Source organism: Streptomyces sp. NPDC043867, from assembly GCF_056435845.1.
In genome coordinates this window covers 86,124-105,949 of sequence record NZ_JBWKDS010000026.1, presented here as the reverse complement: position 1 = coordinate 105,949, position 19,826 = coordinate 86,124, and the positions used below count along the sequence as shown (strand labels likewise).

15 protein-coding genes and 3 tRNA genes are annotated in these 19,826 nt (G+C 72.9%); 8 read left to right on the top strand and 10 right to left on the bottom strand.

Annotated features, from left to right (window positions below):
• Positions 1 to 21 precede the first annotated feature (21 nt).
• Positions 22 to 264, top strand: coding sequence for a type II toxin-antitoxin system Phd/YefM family antitoxin (locus AC069T_RS24950; RefSeq protein ID WP_478784827.1), 243 nt, complete (start codon positions 22 to 24; stop codon positions 262 to 264).
• On the top strand, positions 261 to 707 hold the full coding sequence (locus tag AC069T_RS24945; protein ID WP_478784826.1) for a PIN domain-containing protein: 447 nt from the start codon (positions 261 to 263) through the stop codon (positions 705 to 707). Before AC069T_RS24950 ends, AC069T_RS24945 begins: the two co-directional genes overlap by 4 nt.
• 106 nt (positions 708 to 813) lie before the next feature.
• Here the strand turns inward: AC069T_RS24945 and AC069T_RS24940 are convergent, their stop codons facing one another.
• From AC069T_RS24940 to AC069T_RS24920, 5 genes are all read right to left on the bottom strand, one after another.
• Positions 814 to 1,152, bottom strand: a complete 339-nt coding sequence (locus tag AC069T_RS24940) for a hypothetical protein (protein ID WP_478784825.1) — start codon at positions 1,150 to 1,152, stop codon at positions 814 to 816.
• A gap of 75 nt (positions 1,153 to 1,227) precedes the next feature.
• A complete protein-coding gene (locus tag AC069T_RS24935) occupies positions 1,228 to 1,689 on the bottom strand; it encodes a DUF6880 family protein (RefSeq protein ID WP_478784824.1) in 462 nt (153 codons plus the stop codon).
• A 358-nt stretch (positions 1,690 to 2,047) separates the two neighbouring features.
• Positions 2,048 to 2,124 (bottom strand) — tRNA-Ile (locus tag AC069T_RS24930).
• A 166-nt stretch (positions 2,125 to 2,290) separates the two neighbouring features.
• Positions 2,291 to 2,363 (bottom strand) — tRNA-Asn (locus tag AC069T_RS24925).
• Positions 2,364 to 2,368: 5 nt separating this feature from the next.
• Positions 2,369 to 2,441: transfer RNA gene (locus AC069T_RS24920), tRNA-Asn, on the bottom strand.
• A gap of 146 nt (positions 2,442 to 2,587) precedes the next feature.
• Here AC069T_RS24920 and AC069T_RS24915 point away from each other — a divergent pair.
• The 4 genes from AC069T_RS24915 (at position 2,588) to AC069T_RS24900 (ending at position 8,323) form a co-directional block, all read left to right on the top strand.
• Complete coding sequence (locus tag AC069T_RS24915; RefSeq protein WP_478784843.1) at positions 2,588 to 2,890, top strand: YtxH domain-containing protein; 303 nt, start codon at positions 2,588 to 2,590, stop codon at positions 2,888 to 2,890.
• A gap of 119 nt (positions 2,891 to 3,009) precedes the next feature.
• Positions 3,010 to 4,461 (top strand): xylulokinase, encoded by a 1,452-nt coding sequence (locus tag AC069T_RS24910; protein WP_478784823.1) that lies wholly within the window; start codon positions 3,010 to 3,012, stop codon positions 4,459 to 4,461.
• A gap of 200 nt (positions 4,462 to 4,661) precedes the next feature.
• Entirely contained in the window at positions 4,662 to 6,395 is a 1,734-nt protein-coding gene (locus AC069T_RS24905; protein WP_478784822.1) for an ABC transporter ATP-binding protein, read from the top strand.
• Entirely contained in the window at positions 6,395 to 8,323 is a 1,929-nt protein-coding gene (locus tag AC069T_RS24900) for an ABC transporter ATP-binding protein (RefSeq protein WP_478784821.1), read from the top strand. The genes AC069T_RS24905 and AC069T_RS24900 overlap by 1 nt, the downstream gene beginning before the upstream one ends.
• 88 nt (positions 8,324 to 8,411) lie before the next feature.
• On the opposite strand, the gene AC069T_RS24895 is transcribed toward AC069T_RS24900, so the two are convergent.
• The 5 genes from AC069T_RS24895 to AC069T_RS24875 all read right to left on the bottom strand — a co-directional run bounded on the left by AC069T_RS24895 (position 8,412) and on the right by AC069T_RS24875 (position 16,869).
• Positions 8,412 to 9,758: an RNA polymerase sigma factor gene (locus AC069T_RS24895; protein ID WP_478784820.1), complete on the bottom strand. Its 1,347-nt coding sequence runs from the start codon at positions 9,756 to 9,758 to the stop codon at positions 8,412 to 8,414.
• A 198-nt stretch (positions 9,759 to 9,956) separates the two neighbouring features.
• Positions 9,957 to 11,858, bottom strand: a complete 1,902-nt coding sequence (gene dnaG, locus AC069T_RS24890) for a DNA primase (protein WP_478784819.1) — start codon at positions 11,856 to 11,858, stop codon at positions 9,957 to 9,959.
• 46 nt (positions 11,859 to 11,904) lie between these two features.
• Positions 11,905 to 13,170 (bottom strand): NAD(P)/FAD-dependent oxidoreductase, encoded by a 1,266-nt coding sequence (locus AC069T_RS24885; protein ID WP_478784818.1) that lies wholly within the window; start codon positions 13,168 to 13,170, stop codon positions 11,905 to 11,907.
• A gap of 93 nt (positions 13,171 to 13,263) precedes the next feature.
• Positions 13,264 to 14,646: a deoxyguanosinetriphosphate triphosphohydrolase gene (locus tag AC069T_RS24880; RefSeq protein WP_478784817.1), complete on the bottom strand. Its 1,383-nt coding sequence runs from the start codon at positions 14,644 to 14,646 to the stop codon at positions 13,264 to 13,266.
• Positions 14,647 to 15,975: 1,329 nt separating this feature from the next.
• Positions 15,976 to 16,869, bottom strand: a complete 894-nt coding sequence (locus tag AC069T_RS24875) for a sirohydrochlorin chelatase (RefSeq protein ID WP_478784816.1) — start codon at positions 16,867 to 16,869, stop codon at positions 15,976 to 15,978.
• Positions 16,870 to 17,096: 227 nt separating this feature from the next.
• Between AC069T_RS24875 and AC069T_RS24870 the strand changes: the two genes are divergently transcribed.
• Complete coding sequence (locus tag AC069T_RS24870; protein WP_478784815.1) at positions 17,097 to 17,828, top strand: SanA/YdcF family protein; 732 nt, start codon at positions 17,097 to 17,099, stop codon at positions 17,826 to 17,828.
• Positions 17,829 to 18,020: 192 nt separating this feature from the next.
• Positions 18,021 to 19,826: molybdopterin oxidoreductase family protein (locus tag AC069T_RS24865; protein ID WP_478784814.1), on the top strand; the 1,806-nt coding region annotated here is incomplete at its 3' end.

Here is a 19,826-nt window from a genome sequence, read left to right as displayed (position 1 = left end):
CGGTGTAGTAACATGTAGAACATGGAGACGACCGCCCGCGAGTTCAATCAGAAGTCCTCCCAGATCCTCGCCGCGGCGGCACGCGGTGAGATCGTCACCGTCACCAAGAACGGCACCCCTGTCGCCCGGGTCGTGCCGATCACCGAGAACGACATTCCCTCGTTTCCGACCGACCCCATGGGAGACATGGAGCTGCCCGACCTCGGCCTACCCGATCTCAGCGATGACGAGATCGAGGATGTGCTGAAGGGGATGGGCTCGTGAGCCTGGTCGCCATCGCCGACACCAACGCTCTGTACCGTCTGCTCGACCCGAGCCTCACAGGCCACCAGCAGCACAAAAAGGCTCTGGCAGCGGTCAGTCATCTCGTCATCTCCCCCATGGTCCTGGCCGAACTGGACTACCTGATCACCGCACGTGCGGGAACCCGCAAGGCACTGACCGCAGCCCGGTTCATCGAACGCAACACGGCCACCCGACGCTTCGAAGTCCCCTCGATCAGCGCGCACTTGAGTGCCGCCATCGCTGTCGCCGAGGGGTACGCGGACGCGGACGGCGGCAAAGGCATCGGCCTGACAGACGCGATGAACGTGGCCCTGGCCGCCGCTTACCGCACTGACGCCATGTTCACCACCGACCGCCATTTCCGCATGATCCGCCCACTGACCGGCCATCCGGCCTTTCGTCTTCTGCCCGACGATCTGTAGCGGCTCATCAGGCACGCGACGGCCAAGCGCGAGCACCGCAGTGCGGGTCCGTCGACCTGCTGGTCGCCGCTGCCGTTGAAGCGCGGGCACCGGACCCGCACGCCCTTCACAGCCCGTACCGGTCGAGGATGCTCATCAACTTGCGCCGGCGTTTCAGTTCCGCCCGCAGGTCGGCGAGATAGTCGGTGAACGCCTCCTGCGTCCCCAACGCACGATGGCAGTCACGGGCACCCAGCAGCAGCCGCGCCAAGTGCTCGTAGGCGCCGTCGCCGGTCGGCTCCTTCTGCCGCTCGACGCGCCGCAGGTAGACCGAGAGCGCCTCGGCCGGGTGCGTCTCGCGCGACAGGTCGGCAAGGCACTCCCACTGCCGGTCGTCGGCAAGGCCGGGGGCCTCGCGCCAGGCCGCGTCCACATCGCCGTCGTCGAACAGCGCGTCGATCAGCACCGGCCGCCGTACCGTCGGCCCCGCGCACGGCGGGCGTCCTCCCGCAGAGCTGCCAGCGCGGCGGCGCGCTCGGCCTCAGCACTCCGCCGCCTGAGAGGCAGCGCGCAGCTGCTGGTAGCCGGCCAGGGACCGCTCGGTCCCGAACCGGTCCCGCCGCACCCCGACCACGTCGTCCGGCCGCCCCGCCTTCGCGTAACAGGCACACACGTAGTCGACCAGGCGGCCCTCGATGTACGTCTCGGCGGCACAGTCCCGAAGTCCGCGCTCCGCCCACGTGAGCGCCTCATCCGCGCGGCCCGCCGACTCCAGCTCCTCGACGATGCGCAGATGCGTCGCACCGGACGGGTCGAGGTCCTGTGCATACAGGGCTACCAACGCGTCGACGTCGCCCTCCGCCTTGACCAGGCGCTCCATCAGATACCGCTCCGCCCACCCGGACGGCCTGCGCCGCCGCGCCTCGGCCGCCAGCTGCCGCATGCGGGCAAGCCCGCTCGGCCCCAGCACCCCGGCGTAGTTGAGCGGGTCCAGGTCCGTCACGTTAATCCCGTCGCCGAGCCACTCGGCCAGCCGCTCCGGATCGGTGCGCGCAAGTCCGCACGCCTCCAGACGGCAGTGACAGCATCAGCGCGGGAGCTGTCGCCGCCCCGACGCGCGGGCCCCGGCGCCGCGGTTCTGGAACCTTGTGTCCCCTGAGCGTCCCCTGGACGCGACTCGGCCTCAGCCCGCCGCACGTCCAGTTCACCGCAGCACCGCAGGTCACAACCCGGAGAACAAAACCAGAACCATACGTGTACCGAAGTAACGGCGAACGGAGTCAATCCGTTGGGCCAGAGTCCCGATCTCGAGGGATCGAAAGGACGTTTCCCCAGTTCAGAACGTTTCTCTGACCTGCTCTTGGTGGGGCGGGTGGGACTCGAACCCACGGCCGACGGATTATGAGTCCGCTGCTCTAACCGGCTGAGCTACCGCCCCGATACGGCGCGTCGCGCACATGTGTGCGCGCCGTCTGCCGCAGCATAGCCGCTCATACGATCTCCTGCTTCGGATGGTCGGCTTCGCATGACCTTGAGGACCGCGACGCGGAGCGCACGGTTCCCCCGGACATGAAAAAGGACCCCTGAGGGGTCCTCTTCCACTGCTCTCCCGACTGGACTCGAACCAGTAACCTGCCGGTTAACAGCCGGCTGCTCTGCCAATTGAGCTACAGGAGACCGAGCTCCCCCGACTGGACTCGAACCAGTAACCTGCCGGTTAACAGCCGGCTGCTCTGCCAATTGAGCTACAGGGGAATGTCTCGTTGCATCGAACGCACCCACCTGGGTATTCGCCAGGGAGCGCGCGTTCGCTGCGACACATACATTAGCGCAAGCAGGGGGGTGCTCCGCCAATCGGTACTCCCCTGCACCGATGCCGACGCAAGGAAAGGGTGGCTGCCATGCGCTACCGGCTCATGTTCATCACCGGACTGGCTCTGGGTTACGTGCTGGGCACGAAGGCCGGCCGTGAGCGCTACGAGCAGTTGAGGAAGAGCGCCCGACAGGTGGCGCAGAACCCGGCGGTGCGCAACACCGCCGAGACCGCCGCCCAGCAGGGGCGGCAGTTCGCGGGCAAGGCGTACCACGCGGTCAGCGAGAAGGTGGGCGACCGCATGCCCGAGACCGTGGCGGACCGCGTGCGGTCCCTGCGGGAGCGGAACGCCCGCCCCGGTGCGGACGACTGGGGCACCACGAACACCTGAGGTCACACGCCTCACGACCGCCGGCGGACCGCTGTCCGCCGGCGGTCCGGCATGTCCGGCCGCGCCCGCCGCCCCGGGCCCTGCGCGCCCACCCCCCTGCGTACGGCAGAATTTCCGCCATGGGGATAGTCGCCGGGTTGGACAGTTCGCCCGATTTCACTCGTATCGTCGTCTGCGACACGGACACGGGTGCCGTGCTCAGGCAGGGGTATGCGCCGCACCCGGTCGACAGCGCGGAGGGCGGCCGCCCCTCCGACGTCGATCCACAGGCCTGGCTGCTGTCCCTGGGCGAGGCCGCGAGCGGCGGCCTGCTGGAGGGCGTGCAGGCCATCGGCGTCTCCGCCCAGCAGAACGGGCTCGTCCCCCTGGACGCCCAGGGCAACACGGTCCGCCCGGCGCTCGTCGGCGGGGACAAGCGGGCCCAGGTCGCGGCCGCGGACCTGATCGACGCGCTCGGCGGGCGCGAGGCCTGGGCGCAGGCCGTCGGGTGCGTGCCGCAGGCGGCGCAGCCGGTGACCAAGCTGCGCTGGCTGAACAGGACGGAACCCGACGCCGCGCTGCGCACCGGCGCCCTGCTGCAGGCGCACGACTGGCTGGTGTGGCAGCTGCTCGGGCGTCCCGCGCGACGGACCACCGACCGGGGCGGGGCCTCAGGGACCGGCTACTGGTCGGCGGCGACGGGAGCGTACCGGCCGGATCTGGTCGAGCTGGCGCTCGGGCACCAGGCCCTGCTGCCCGAGGTGCTCGGGCCGTCGGACGCCGCGGGCACCACGCCCGAGGGGCTGCTGATCTCCGCGGGGACCGGCGAGACCATGGCGGCGGCCTTCGGCCTCGGGATCGGACTCGGGGACGCGGTCGTGTCCCTGGGGGCCTCCGGTTCCGTGATGGCCGTGCACCCCGAGGCGCTGGTCGACTCGTCCGGGATGATCACCTCGCTCGCGGACGCCACCGGCATGCACCTGCCGGTCGTCACCACCCTCAACGCCGTACGGGCCCTGCGCGGCGCCGCCGAACTCCTCGGGCTGCCGGACCTGGAGAGCCTGTCCGACCTCGCGATGAAGTCGACGCCCGGCTCCCACGGCCTGGTCCTGCTGCCGTATCTGGAGGGCGAGCGGACGCCCAGCCTGCCGTACACGGCGGGCACCCTGGCCGGCCTGCGGCGGGAGTCGATGAAACCCGAGCACCTGGCGCGGGCCGCCTTCGAGGGCATGCTGTGCGGGCTCGCGGACGCGCTGGACGTGCTGCGCGGCCGCGGTGTCGACGTACAGCGGGTGTTCCTGCTGGGAGCGGCCGCCGAGCTGCCGGCCGTACAGGCCGCCGCCCCCTCGCTGTTCGGCGCGCAGGTCGTGGTGCCGCAGCCCGCGGACTACGCGGCTCTCGGCGCGGCCCGGCAGGCGGCCTGGGCGCTCGGAGCGTCGCAGGGCACGCTCGACCCGCGGCTGCCCCCGGTCTGGCAGGGCGCCGTCGCGCAGGTGCTGGAGCCCGGCGAGGAGCTGGCCGTGGGCCAGGCGGTACGGCAGCAGTACGTGTCCGTACGGGAACAGACGCATCCGGGGGCGTTCCAGGTCTGAGCGGGCGCCGGGGCCCCAGGTCCCGCGACCGGGGCCGGGGCGGGCCCGGTCGGGGTTCTCGCCGGACCCCGGACCGCTCCTGGGCCAAGACCTTGGGCCGCTCTTGGGTTAATCAGTTGAGGTAACACCGGGCGAGTGCCCGACGATAGGGGGTGGGGCACCATCCCCTCCCTGCCGTCGACGACTCCGAGAGACCCCGCGTGCTCATACGACTTCTGCGGACCCACCTCAGTCCGTACCGAAAGCCCATCGCCCTGCTGGTGCTGCTGCAGTTCCTGCAGACCAGCGCCACGCTCTACCTGCCCACCCTCAACGCGGACATCATCGACAACGGTGTCGTGAAGGGCGACACGGGCTACATCCTGTCGTTCGGCGCCCTGATGATCGGGATCTCCCTGGTCCAGGTCGTCTGCAACATCGGCGCCGTGTACTACGGCGCCCGGACCGCCTCGGCGGTCGGCCGGGACATCCGGGCCGCCGTCTTCGACCGCGTGCAGTCGTTCTCCGCCCGCGAGGTCGGCCACTTCGGTGCGCCGTCGCTGATCACCCGCACCACCAATGACGTGCAGCAGGTCCAGATGCTCGCGCTGATGGCGTTCACCCTGATGGCGTCGGCGCCGATCATGTGCGTGGGCGGCATCGTCCTGGCGCTCGGACTCGACGTTCCGCTGTCCGGGGTGCTCGTCGCCGTGGTGCCCGTGCTCGGCATCTGCGTGACCCTGATCGTGCGCCGGCTGCGACCCCTGTTCCGGACCATGCAGGTGCGCCTGGACACGGTGAACCGGGTGCTCCGCGAGCAGATCACCGGCAACCGCGTGATCCGCGCCTTCGTCCGCGACGGCTACGAGAAGGACCGCTTCCGCAAGGCCAACGCCGACCTGACCGAGGTGTCGCTGGGCACCGGGCGGCTGCTGGCGCTGATGTTCCCGATCGTCATGACCGTGGTGAACCTGTCGTCGATCGCGGTGGTCTGGTTCGGCGCGCACCGCATCGACAGCGGCGGCATGCAGATCGGCGACCTGACCGCGTTCCTCGCCTATCTGATGCAGATCGTCATGTCCGTGATGATGGCCACCTTCATGTTCATGATGGTGCCGCGCGCGGAGGTCTGCGCCGAGCGCATCCAGGAGGTCCTGGGGACGGACAGCAGTGTCGTGCCGCCGAAGGCGCCGGTGGTCGAACTGCGGCGGCACGGGCATCTGGAGATCCGCGGCGCCGGCTTCCGCTTCCCGGGCGCCGAGGAGCCGGTGCTCAGGTCCGTGGACATGGTGGCGCGGCCGGGCGAGGTGACCGCCGTGATCGGGTCCACCGGCAGCGGCAAGTCCACGCTGCTCGGGCTGGTGCCCCGCCTGTTCGACGCCACCGAGGGGAACGTCCTCGTCGACGGCGCGGACGTGCGGACCCTCGACCCGAGGCTGCTCGCGAGGACCGTCGGACTGGTGCCGCAGAAGCCGTACCTGTTCGCGGGCACGGTCGCCACGAACCTGCGGTACGGCAATCCGGACGCCACCGACGAACAGCTGTGGCACGCGCTGGAGGTGGCGCAGGCCAAGGGCTTCGTGGAGCAGCTCGAGAACGGGCTTGACTCCCCCGTCGCGCAGGGCGGCACGAACGTCTCCGGCGGTCAGCGGCAGCGGCTCGCGATCGCGCGGACCCTGGTGCAGCGCCCGGAGATCTACCTCTTCGACGACTCCTTCTCGGCGCTCGACTACGCGACGGACGCGGCGCTGCGGGCGGCCCTCGCGGAGGAGACCGCGGAGGCGACCGTGGTGATCGTCGCGCAGCGGGTGTCGACCATCCGGGACGCCGACCGGATCGTGGTCCTCGACGAGGGCCGGGTCGTGGGCACCGGCCGGCACCACGAGCTCATGGCGGACAACGAGACCTACCGGGAGATCGTGCTCTCCCAGCTGACGGAAGCGGAGGCCGCCTGATGGCCGGGCCCATGGGACGGATGATGGCCGGGGGCGGCCCCGATCAGCGCTCGATGGATTTCAGGGGGTCGGGGAAACGGCTCCTCACCCACTTCAGACCCGAGCGCGGCACGATGTACGCGATGCTGGTCGTCGTCGTCCTGAGCGTCGGTCTGTCCGTGGTCGGGCCGAAGATCCTCGGCCGCGCCACCGACCTGGTGTTCGCCGGGATCATCGGGCGGCAGCTGCCCGCGGGCGCCACCAAGGCCGAGGTCCTGGAGTCGATGCGCGAGCGCGGTGACGGCGGGATGGCCGACATGCTCTCGGGGACGGACTTCACGCCGGGCCAGGGCATCGACTTCGACGCGGTCGCCAGGGTGCTGGGGCTCGCGCTCGTGGTGTTCGTCCTGGCCGGGCTGCTGATGGCGGTGGCGACGCGCCTGGTGAACCGGGCGGTCAACAGGACCGTGTACCGGCTGCGGGAGGACGTGCAGACGAAGCTGTCGCGGCTGCCGCTGTCGTACTTCGACAAGCGGCAGCGCGGCGAGGTGCTCAGCCGGGCCACCAACGACATCGACAACATCGGTCAGACCCTCCAGCAGTCGATGGGCCAGCTGATCAACTCGCTGCTGACCATCGTCGGCGTGCTGGCGATGATGTTCTGGGTGTCGCCGCTGCTGGCGCTGGTCGCGCTGGTCACCGTGCCGCTGTCGTTCGTCGTCGCCACGCGCGTGGGCAAGCGGTCGCAGCCGCACTTCGTGCAGCAGTGGCGCACCACCGGCAAGCTCAACGCGCACATCGAGGAGATGTACACCGGGCACACCCTGGTGAAGGTGTTCGGTCGGCAGGACGAGTCGGCGGCGCAGTTCGCCGAGCAGAACGAGAAGCTGTACGAGGCCGGGTTCAAGGCCCAGTTCAACAGCGGCATCATGCAGCCGCTGATGATGTTCGTGTCGAACCTGAACTACGTGCTGGTGGCGGTCGTCGGCGGCCTGCGGGTCGCGTCGGGTTCCCTGTCCATCGGTGACGTGCAGGCCTTCATCCAGTACTCGCGGCAGTTCTCGATGCCGCTGACGCAGGTCGCGTCGATGGCGAACCTGGTGCAGTCCGGGGTCGCCTCCGCCGAGCGGATCTTCGAGCTGCTCGACGCGGACGAGCAGGGCGCGGACCCGGTCACGGCCGAGCGGCCCGCCGAGATCCGGGGGCGGGTGGCGCTGGAGAACGTGTCCTTCCGGTACGACCCCGACAAGCCGCTCATCGAGGACCTCTCGCTGAAGGCCGAGCCCGGTCACACGGTCGCGATCGTCGGGCCGACGGGAGCGGGCAAGACGACGCTCGTGAACCTCCTGATGCGGTTCTACGAGGTCACCGGCGGGCGGATCACGCTCGACGGGGTCGACATCGCGAAGATGTCCCGGGACGGCCTGCGGGCCGCCATCGGCATGGTGCTCCAGGACACCTGGCTGTTCGGCGGGACGATCGCGGAGAACATCGCGTACGGCGCCTCCCGGGACGTCACCCGGGGGGAGATCGAGGAGGCGGCGCGGGCGGCCCACGCCGACCGCTTCGTCCGGACACTGCCCGACGGGTACGACACCGTCATCGACGACGAGGGGTCCGGGGTCAGCGCGGGCGAGAAGCAGCTCATCACGATCGCGCGGGCGTTCCTGTCCGATCCGGTGATCCTCGTGCTCGACGAGGCGACGAGCTCGGTGGACACCCGGACGGAGGTCCTCATCCAGAAGGCGATGGCGAAACTCGCGCACGGGCGTACGTCGTTCGTGATCGCGCACCGGCTCTCCACGATCCGGGACGCGGACACCATCCTCGTGATGGAGGACGGGGCCATCGTCGAGCAGGGGGCGCACGAGGAGCTGCTCTCCGCGGGGGGCGCGTACGCGCGGCTCTACCAGGCCCAGTTCGCCCAGGCGGTGGCGGAGGTCGACTGACCGGCCTCCGCGTACGCCGGAAGCCGGACGCCGGACGCCGGACGCCGGACGGGCTGGACATGCCCGGCCCGTCCGGCGTCCGCGTCCGTCAGTCCAGGTAGCCGCGGAGCTGGTCGGCGAAGGCGTGGTCCCTCAGCTTGTTGAGCGTCTTGGACTCGATCTGGCGGATGCGCTCGCGCGTGACGCCGAAGATGCGGCCTATCTCCTCCAGCGTGCGGGGGCGCCCGTCGGCCAGCCCGTACCGGAGCTGGACCACCTTCCGCTCCCGCTCGCCGAGCGTGGACAGGACCGCCTCCAGGTGCTCGCGCAGCAGCAGGAACGCGGCGGACTCCACCGGGGACGCCGCGTCACCGTCCTCGATCAGGTCGCCGAGGGCCACGTCGTCCTCCTCGCCCACCGGGGCGTGGAGGGAGACCGGTTCCTGGGCGAGCCGCAGGACTTCGCTGACCCGCTCGCCGGAGAGGTCGAGCTGGGCGGCGACCTCCTCGGGGGTCGGCTCGTAGCCGCGTTCCTGGAGCATGCGCCGCTGGACCCGTACGACCCGGTTGATCAGTTCGACCACATGGACGGGCACGCGGATCGTGCGGGCCTGGTCGGCCAGCGCCCGCGACATGGCCTGCCGGATCCACCAGGTCGCGTACGTCGAGAACTTGTACCCGCGGGCGTAGTCGAACTTCTCGACCGCCCGGATCAGACCGAGGTTCCCCTCCTGGACCAGGTCGAGCATGGTCAGGCCGCGGCCCACGTACCGCTTGGCGACGGACACCACCAGCCGCAGATTCGCCTCGATGAGACGGCGCTTGGCCATCCGGCCCATGACGACCAGCCTGTCGAGGTCGAGGGCGAGCCGGCTGTCCAGGTCGGAGGCGAGCCGCAGCCTCTCCTCGGCGAACAGGCCGGCCTCGACCCGGCGGGCGAGCTCGACCTCCTCGGCGGCGGTGAGCAGGGGGATGCGGCCGATCTCGCGCAGGTACTGGCGGAACAGGTCCGAGGAGGGGCCGCTGGTGTCGGCGGTGCGCCTGCGGGGCGGCGGGACGGGCTCGACGCCCTCGGCCCCGGTCGCCTCGCGCTCGGGCGCGCCGGCCCCGGGTGCTCGGGCCCCGGGCTCCCCGTCGGCGTCGGCGCCGGGCTCGTCCGCCCCGGGCGGGCTCTGCGGCCGCGCCTCGGGATGGTGCGCGGCACGGCTCTGCGGGGGAACCGCCGTGGTGGTGCCGTCGCTCTTCGCGTCCGTGACCGTGATGTCGTCGGTCTGGGTGAGGGTCCGGGTCTGCACGGGGGCGACCTCCAGGAATGTCGCTGCTGAGGCGTGCGGCAGCGGTACGTCCGGGATGGGTCCGGCGGCCTCGCCGCAGTCCATCCCGAAGTCGTTTGGCGGAACCGCGGGAATGGGGGACCCGTCGCGTACGGGTCGGCCGCGCTCCGAGGACTCAGGCACCGGGACCCAGTGTGGAGTACGACACATCACTGTCACGAGGGGCGTGCGGTGACTTTTTGCGTCCGGACCGTGACGGCACGCTCACCGTGCCGCACGCGTGCGCGGCCCGGGAGGTCCGGGAACGGGGGAAAGCCGCACGTGCCGGGTGCGGGCAGCGGACTACGCCCGTCCGCCCAGCCCGGCGGACCGGCCAAAAGGTCAGAGAGCGGCCGCGCCCCGCTCGCGCAGCGCCTGCCCGTACTGCTGGAGCACCCACAGCTCGTTCTGCACGGCGGCCAGCCGGGCCGGGTCGCCCTGGGCGCTCGCCCGGGCCAGCGAACCCTGGACCTGCTGGATGCGACGGTCCACGGCACGGCGGCGGACCATGACGAGCTGGTCGCTCGCGTAGGCCTCGTCGACGGTCCTGCGCAGGATGGCCTCGACGGCCAGCTCCGTGACCATGGCGCGCACCACGTCGTCCGGGGCGGTGTCGCGGACCCGGACCAGGTACTCCTGCGGGTCCTGGACTCCGGCCTCCGCGCCGCCCGCGTCCATGATCGCCTGGCGTACGGCCGCGTACGGCGGGGCGGTGAACTCGTCGATGCCGTACGCGTCGAAGGCCGGGGAGACCAGCTCGGGTCGCTGCAGGGCGAGTTTGAGGAGTTCGCGCTCGGTGGCGAACACGGGGTTGCGCAGGTTGAGCGCGGCGCCGCCGGGGGCCGACTGCACCGCCCCGTACGCCTGCTGGGAGCGCTGCCGGTCGGGGGCCGGGCCCCTGCCGCCGCGGTCGCGGGCCCAACGGGCCAGCTGCGCCACCCGCTTGACGACGAACTGGGTGTCGAGGATGCCGAGCATGCCCGCGAGCTGCACGGCGACCTCGTGCTGGGCGCCGCTGTTTTTGATGCGGGCGACGACGGGCGCGGCCTCGTCGAGGGCGGCGGCGCGGCCCGCGGGGGTCTCCAGGTCGTAGCGCAGGACGATCTGGCGGAGCGCGAACTCGAAGAGGGGGGTGCGCGGTTCGACCAGGTCGGCGACGGCCTCGTCGCCCTTGGCGAGCCGCAGGTCGCAGGGGTCCATGCCGTCGGGGGCGACGGCGATGTACGTCTCGGCGGCGAACTTCTGGTCGTCCTCGAAGGCGCGCAGGGCCGCCTTCTGGCCCGCCGCGTCGCCGTCGAAGGTGAAGATCACGCGCGCCGAGCCGTTGTCCATGAGGAGGCGGCGGAGGATCTTGATGTGGTCGGTGCCGAAGGCGGTGCCGCAGGTGGCGATGGCGGTGGTGATGCCGGCCAGGTGGCAGGCCATGACGTCCGTGTACCCCTCGACCACGACCGCGCGGCTGGTCTTGGCGATCTCCTTCTTGGCCAGGTCGATGCCGTAGAGGACCTGCGACTTGCGGTAGAGCGCGGTGTCGGGCGTGTTCAGGTACTTGGGGCCGTTGTCGGAGTCGTAGAGCTTGCGGGCGCCGAAGCCCACGACGTCGCCGCCGATGTCGCGGATGGGCCACATCAGACGGCCGCGGAAGCGGTCGATGGGGCCGCGCCGGCCCTCCTGGGAGAGGCCGGAGAGGACCAGCTCCTTGTCGGTGAAGCCCTTGCCGCGCAGGTGGCGGGTGAGGTGGTCCCAGCCCTGGGGGCTGTAGCCGACGCCGAAATGGGCGGCGGCGGCCTGGTCGAATCCGCGCTCGGCGAGGAACTTGCGGCCCGCGTCGGCCTCGGAGGCCGTGTCGAGCTGCTCCACGTAGTACTGGGCGGCCGCCTTGTGCGCCTCGACCAGGCGGATGCGCTCCCCGCGCTGGTGGGAGGGGTTGTACCCGCCCTCCTCGTACCGCAGGGTGATGCCCGCCTGGCCGGCGAGGCGCTCGACCGCCTCCGAGAAGGTGAGGTGGTCGACCTTCATCACGAACGTGATGGTGTCGCCGCCCTCCTGGCAGCCGAAGCAGTGGAAGAGCCCCTTGCCCGGGCTGACCTGGAAGGACGGTGACTTCTCGTCGTGGAACGGGCAGAGGCCCTTCAGGTTGCCGCCGCCGGCGTTGCGCAGCTGGAGGTACTCGGACACCACGGCGTCGATCGAGACCGCGTCCCGAACAGCCTTCACGTCCTCGTCGTTGATCCGTCCTGCCACGCGTGAATTCTACGGGGACGGTGTGACAGCCGGGAGCCGCGGGCGGTCACGGTACGAGGCTCGCCAGCGGGACGTGCGGGTCGGCGAGCGCCTCGGTGTCCACGCGGGCCCGGGACCGGATCAGTGACTGGATCGGATCCGTGACGTCCCACACATTCACATTCATCCCGGCCAGCACGCGCTGCTCCTTGACCCAGAAGGCGATGAACTGCCGCTTGCCCGCGTCGCCGCGGATCACCACCTGGTCGTACGTGCCCGGCGGCGCCCAGCCGGAGTACTCCAGCCCGACGTCGTACTGGTCGGAGAAGAAGTAGGGCACGCGGTCGTACACCGTCTCGCGGCCCAGCATCGCGCGGGCGGCCGCCGGTCCGCCGTTGAGGGCGTTGGCCCAGTGCTCGACGCGCAGCCGGGCGTCGAAGAGCGAGTGGTGGAAGGAGGCCACGTCCCCGGCCGCGTAGATGTCGGGGTCGGAGGTGCGCAGCCGTTCGTCGACCGCGATGCCGCCGCCGTGCGCCGGGCCGGCCAGGGTGAGGCCCGCCGTCTCGGCGAGGGCGGTGCGCGGGGCGGCGCCGATCGCGGCGAGCACGTCGTGCGCGGGGTGCTCCTCGCCGTCGTCGGTGCGGGCGGCGAGGACCAGGCCGTCCTGTCCGGTGATCTCGGTGAGCCGGGCGCCGAAGTGGAAGCGGACGCCGTGCTCGCGGTGCAGCTCGGTGAAGAGCTGGCCGAGCTCGGGGCCGAGGACGCCGTGCAGCGGGGTCGGCTCGGGCTCGACGACGGTGACCTCGGCGCCGTACTCGCGGGCCGCCGCGGCGACCTCCAGGCCGATCCAGCCGGCGCCCGCGATGACGATGTGCCCGTTGTCGCGGCCGAGGGTGGCCAGGACGCCCTTGAGCCGCTCGGCGTGGGCGAGGCGGCGCAGGTGGTGGACGCCCGCCAGGTCGGTGCCGGGGATGTCCAGCCTGCGGGGCTCCGCACCGGTGGCGATCAGCAGTTTGTCGTAGTGCACGAGGGTGCCGTCGTCGCCGAAGCGGACGGTCTTGGCGATCCGGTCGACGGCGTCGACGGTCTGGCCGAGGTGCAGCTCGATGTCGTGCCGCGCGTACCAGCCGGGTTCGTGGACGAAGACGCTGTCGCGCTCCTCCTTGCCGAGCAGGTAGCCCTTGGACAGGGGCGGCCGTTCGTAGGGGTGGTCGCGCTCGTCACAGATCAGTATCACCCGGCCGGTGAACCCCTCCGCGCGGAGCGTCTCGGCCGCCTTCGCGCCGGCCAGGCCGCCTCCGACGATGACGAATGTCTGATCCGCGTCGACCACTTGATTCCTCCTCGTAAGGATGTCGCCACATGCGAGCGTCCCGCACGCGGCGTGGTGCGGGAAGAGGGAGTGGCCCGATCAGGCCACCCGGTGTCACCGTCCGGCGCCGCCACCGGGCCGGGTGGTGAGGCTGAGACGCAGGGAGCGTGCCGAGGCGTCCGTGAGCGAGGCGATCTGGTCGACGATCACCCGCTTGCGGGCCCGGTCGTCGGGGGCCTCGTCGAACTGGGCACGGAACTGCGGCTCCAGGCCGTCGGGGGCGCGGGCGGTGAGGGCCTCGGCCAGTTCCGCGACGACGATCCGCTGGTCGGCGCGGAGCAGCTCCTGCTCGGCGCGCTGTATGACGTACCGGTCGGCGACCGCCTTGAGGACGGCGCACTCCAGGCGGGTCTCGCGGGGGACGACCAGCTCCGCCGTGTACCGCGTGAGGCGCCCGGTGCCGTACTCGGCGCGGGTGGCGGCCTCGGCGGCCAGGCAGAAGCGGCCGATGAGCTGGCTGGTGGCGTCCTTCAGCCGGGCCTGGGCGACGGCCGAGCCGTCGTATCCGTGCGGCCACCACTCCTGCTCCAGGAGGCGGTCGAGGGCCGCGGCGAGCTCGGCGGGGTCGGTGTCCGCGGGCACGTACCGTCCGACGGCGACGGCGAAGACCGCGTCCCGTTCCGGGTCGGCGTGCAGGCAGTTGGGGTCGAGGTGGCCGGCGTGCAGGCCGTCCTCGACGTCGTGCACGGAGTAGGCCACGTCGTCCGACCAGTCCATGACCTGGGCCTCGAAGCACGTACGGGTGCCGGGGGCGCCCTTGCGGACCCAGTCGAAGACGGGCCGGTCGTCCTCGTAGACCCCGAACTTGGGAGACGCGGGGTCGGCCGGGTGGCCGCCGCGCGGCCAGGGGTACTTGGTGGCGGCGTCGAGGGCGGCGCGCGTGAGGTTGAGACCGACGCTGACCAGCTCGCCGCTGTCCTCGCTGCGGACGAAGCGCTTGGGTTCGATCCGGGTGAGCAGCCGCAGCGACTGCGCGTTGCCCTCGAAGCCGCCGCAGTCCTCCGCGAACTCGTTCAGCGCCTGTTCGCCGTTGTGCCCGAAGGGCGGGTGGCCCAGGTCGTGCGAGAGGCAGGCCGCCTCGACGAGGTCGGGGTCGCAGCCGAGGGCGGCGCCGAGCTCCCGGCCGACCTGAGCGCACTCCAGGGAGTGGGTCAGCCGGGTGCGGGGACTGGCGTCCCAGGCCCGCGTGCGGGTGCCGGGGGTGACGACCTGGGTCTTCCCGGCGAGCCTGCGCAGGGCCGCGGAGTGCAGGACGCGGGCGCGGTCGCGCTGGAAGGCGGTGCGGCCGGGACGCTTGTCGGGCTCGACGGCCCACCGCTCGACGGCCGGCTCGTCGTACTCCCCACCGACGGCGAGGTGTTCACGGACCAGTCGCGGGTCGCCTCCGGTCTCGAACGCGGTCGTCCCGGACGGGGTCTTCGGTGCGGTGCCTTCCATGCCCCGACAGTAGACGCAGGCGGTGACGGGCGGGACGCGGCGGGGCGCGAGGCGGGGCCTTCGCGGGGCGGGACCGGCGGGGCCGCGGGGCGGGGGCCTTCGCGGGGCGGGGCCGGCGCGGGGCCGGTGGCCGGGGGGCGGGACCTCGCCGGGCCGGTGGCCGCGAGACGGGACCTCCGCCGGGCCGGTGCCCGCGAGGCGAGACCGGCGCGAGGCGGTCGGCGCCAGGCCGGTCGGCCACCAGGCAGGACCTTCGCGGGGCGGGACCGGCGCCCGGCCGGTGGCCGCAAGGCGGGACCACCCCTGGCCGTTCAGCCGCCAGGCCGGGCCCTCGCCAGGCCGGTCGGCGCGAGGCAGGACCTTCGCGGGGCGAGACCGGCGCCCGGCCGGTGGCCGCAAGGCGGGACCACCCCTGGCCGTTCAGCCGCCAGGCCGGGCCCTCGCCAGGCCGGTCGGCGCGAGGCAGGACCTTCGCGGGGCGAGACCGGCGCCCGGCCGGTGGCCGCCAGGCGGGACCACCCCTGGCCGTTCAGCCGCCAGGCCGGGCCCTCGCCAGGCCGGGCGGCGCGAGGCAGGACCTTCGCGGGGCGGGACCGGCGCCCGGCCGGTGGCCGCAAGGCGGGACCACCGCGGGGCAGCGCCTTCGCGGGGCGGGTCAGCCGCCGGACCGGACCCTCGCCAGGCCGGGCGGCGCGAGGCGAGACCTTCGCTATGCGAGACCCGCGCGAGGCGGTCGGCCACCAGGCCGGTGGCCGGAGGGCAGTCGGCCACTAGGGCCTGTCGTTTGGATCAGGCTGGCTGTGACCGACGGTTCGTCCTGACCGACCCGAGCGGGGTCTGGCGCGTGCAGCTGCAAGGCGGAGGAGGGAGTCGACGCGGAGCGTCGGCGACCGACGACAACGCCGCAGATGTGCGTGCCAGACCCCGCGACGCCGGCATGATCCAAACGACAGGCCCTAGGTCCGGTGGGCGGGACCTTCGCGAGCCGGTAGGCGCCAGGCCTGTCCGGGCGAGGCCGGTTAGCCGCCAGGCAGGACCTTGGCCAGACAAGTGGCCGCAAAGCCGGTGGCCGCCGCGCGGGTCGGCGCGACGCGAGTCCAGCACGAGGCGCTCGGCCGCCAGGCAGGTGGCCGCCACGCCGGTGGCGGCCAGGCCGGTGGCGGCCAGGCCGGTGGCGGCCAGGCCGGTCGCCGCCACGCCGGTGGCGGCCAGGCCGAACCCCCGTGGTCAGGCCGGTCGCCGCCGCGCGGGTCGGCGCGACGCGAGACCGGCGCGAGGCGGTCGGCCGCCAGGCCGGTGGGCCGGTGCCCGCCACGACGGACCCCCTGGTCAGGCCGAGGCCAGGGCGTGTTCCGCTGCGGACTCCGTGCCCGCTACCGCGCGGTCGTAGCGGTGCAGGACGAGGCGGGCCATCGCCGGGTGGGCGCCCAGTGGGGCCGCGGCGATCCAGGGCGCGGCCGCGGCGCACTCCGTGGCGAAGCGGCCGGGGGCGGTGAAGTAGGAGGCGACGGCGACCCGGTGGCGTCCCCGGGCGGCGAGGGCGCGCACCGCGGCGGGGACGGTGGGCGCGGCGGCGGACGCGTACGCGGGGACGACGGGGACGCCGAGCCGCTCGGCGAGCAGCCGGGCAGTGCGGCGGGTGTCGACGGCCGCGTCGGGGTCCCGGGAGCCGGCCGCGGCGAGGACGACGCCGCCGGCGCGGCGGGTGGCGTCGCTCATACGCGTCCGCCATCCCGCCTCGACGAGCCGCGCGTACAGCGTCTCGACGAGCAGCGGGTGCGGGCCGAGCGGGGCGGCGACCCGGGTGGACAGCTCCGGGAAGGAGGCCGCGGCCTCGGGGATGTCCTGCTTGACGTGGTAGCCGCGGCTCAGCAGCAGCGGTACGAGGACGGCCTCGCCGGTGTCCAGGGAGGCGAGCGTGCCGGGCAGCAGCGGCTCGTTGAGCTCGATGTGGCCGAGGCGCACCGGCAGCAGGGGCCGCAGCTCGCGGACCCGCTCGGCCAGGGCGCGCACGGTGGCGAGGGCGCGCGGGTCGCGGCTGCCGTGGGCCACCATGACGAGCGCGGGCGGCGCCGGGCGGGGGCCGCCGTCGCGGGGGACGAGACTGAGCTGGCTGCTGATCCGGTTCATGAGGTGCGCCGTACTGTCGGGGTGGACGCCGCGGAGCGGCCGGCCGCCGGGGCGGGTCTGGGGCTCGTCGTGCGGGGATCTCGACGCCGTCATGGACCGATCCTGGCGGCGGGAGGTTGCCGTGCCGTTGCGCCGGCATCACGGGTGTTTTCCGGCGGTTCACCGCGGGCCGGGGGCGGGTGTGAGGGGCGGACGAGCCGCCGCGGCCCGCGGTTTCGGGCGTCCGGGGTGAGCCCTGTCACGGCCCGTCCCCTGAACCGTACCTCCGTGCGGCGCGTCCCCACCTGTCGAGTGCCGACGTCACCTGGGGGACCTTGATCATGCGCCTGCCGCGCCTTCGCCGACCGCCGCCGCGTCTCCCGGTGCCGGCGGTGCGTCCGCGCCGGCCGTCCCTGCCGCGCACCCGCGCGGGACGGCGGCGGGCCGTGCAGGCGCTCATGCTGCTCTGCGTGCTCGCGCTGCTGCCCGCGACCTGGATGTACGTGACGACGGGCGACCGGCTGCGGACGACCGCGGACGTGCCGCCGACCGGGGTGGCGGTGGTGTTCGGAGCGGGGCTGTGGGACGGCGAGCCGTCGCCCTACCTCGCGCACCGGCTGGACGCGGCGGCGGAGCTGTACCGGGCGGGGCGGGTGAGGGCCGTGCTCGTGACCGGGGACAACAGCCGCGAGGACTACGACGAGCCCGACGCGATGCGGGCCTATCTCACCGGGCGGGGGGTGCCCGACCGGCGCATCGTCAGCGACTACGCCGGGTTCGACACCTGGGACTCGTGCGTGCGCGCCAAGAAGATCTTCGGCGTCGACCGGGCGGTGCTGATCAGCCAGGACTTCCACATCCGGCGGGCCGTCGCGCTGTGCGAGGCGGCGGGCGTGCGGTCGTACGGCGTCGGGGTCGCGGCCAAGCACGACGTGACCTGGTACTACGGGGGTGCGCGGGAGGTGCTCGCGGCGGGCAAGGCGGCGGTGGACGCTATTTTCGAACCTGATCCCCGGTTTCTGGGGCCCCGGGAGCCGGGGGTGGACCGGGCGCTGGGGAGGACGGGCCCGTGACCGGGGCTGATCTTCAGCCCCGGTCGGCGTTCGAGGCCGCGCGCGTCGGCGCGATACGGGGGTCCGGGGGGCGGATCCCCTGGGCCGGGACGGCGCCCTCACGGTGACGTCCACCCCGCCGGGAGGTCCCCGTGCCGGGGGCGTAACGGGGTACGTCCCGGTGCGTAACACGGCCGACGCACGCTGGGCGGCATGCAGATCTCCGCGACGCCCACGCACTGCCCGTACTGCGCCCTGCAGTGCGGGATGAACCTGACGCCCACGCCCGACGGGGGCGTCGAGCTGACGGAGCGCGCGGACTTCCCGGTGAACCGGGGCGCCCTGTGCGGCAAGGGCCGTACCGCGCCCGCGCTGCTGTCGTCCCGGGTACGGCTGACCTCCCCGCTGGTCCGCAGGGCGGGCGTCCTGGAACCCGCCGGCTGGGACGAGGCCCTCGACCGGATCGCCGAGGGCCTGTCCCGTACGCGTACGGAGCACGGCCCGGACGCGTGCGGGGTTTTCGGCGGCGGCGGCCTGACGAACGAGAAGGCGTACGCGCTCGGGAAGTTCGCGCGCGTCGTCCTCGGCACCTCGCAGATCGACTACAACGGACGCTTCTGCATGTCGTCCGCGGCGGCCGGCGGGCTCAAGGCGTTCGGCCTCGACCGGGGGCTGCCCTTCCCGCTGGAGGACATCCCGAAGACGGGCTGCGTGATCCTCGTCGGCTCGAACCTCGCCGAGACGATGCCGCCGGCCCTGCGCTACCTCACGGAGCTGAAGGAGAACGGCGGCACGCTGATCGTGATCGACCCGCGCCGGACCCGCACGGCGGAGCAGGCGGACCTGCATCTGGCGCCGCGGCCGGGCACGGACCTGGCGCTGGCGCTCGGGCTGCTGCACCTGGTGGTGGCCGAGGGGCGCACGGACGAGGAGTACATCCAGGACCGTACGAGTGGCTGGGAGGAGACGCGGGCCGCGGCGATGGCGCACTGGCCGGAGTACGTGGAGCGGATCACGGGGGTGTCCGTTCCGCAGCTCCGGGAGACGGTGCGGATGTTCTGCGAGCCCGCGTCCGCGATGGTGCTCACCGCCCGCGGGCCCGAGCAGCAGTCCAAGGGCACCGACACGGTGAACGCGTGGATCAACCTGTGCCTGGCGACCGGCCGCGCGGGGCGGCCGCTGTCCGGCTACGGCTGCCTGACCGGGCAGGGCAACGGGCAGGGCGGCCGTGAACACGGCCAGAAGGCCGACCAGTTGCCGGGCTACCGCAAGCTGACGGACCCGGCGGCCCGGCGGCACGTCGCCGAGGTGTGGGGTGTGGACCCGGACTCGCTGCCGGGGCCCGGGCGCAGCGCGTACGAACTGCTCGACGCGATGGGCACCGACATCCGTTCGCTGCTGCTGATGGGCTCCAACCCGGTGGTGTCCGCGCCGCGCGCCGCGCACATCGAGGAGCGGCTGAAGTCGCTGGACTTCCTGACGGTCGCGGACGTGGTCCTGTCCGAGACGGCCGCGCTGGCCGACGTGGTCCTGCCCGTCACCCAGTGGGCGGAGGAGACGGGCACGACGACGAACCTGGAGGGCAGGGTCCTGCTGCGCCGCCGGGCCGTCCCGCCGCCCGAGGGGGTACGCAGCGATCTCGACGTCCTGCACGGACTGGCGGGGCGGCTGGGTGTGGAGAAGGGCTTCCCGGCGGATCCGGAGGAGGTCTTCGAGGAGCTGCGCCGGGCGAGCGCGGGCGGGCCCGCGGACTACTCCGGGATCACCTACCGGCGGCTGGCCGAGGGGAACGGGGTGTTCTGGCCCTGCCCGGCACCGGAGGCCGCCGGTGGCCCCGAGGACTGCGAGGACGCGGCGTTCGACGCGCTGCCCGACGACCCGGCCGGCGAGTCCGGCGAGTCCGGCGAGTCCGACGACCCGGCCAGCGAGTCCGGCGAGTCCGACGACCCGGCCAGCGAGTCCGGCGAGTCCGACGACCCGGCCAGCGAGTCCGGCGAGTCCGACGACCCGGCCAGCGAG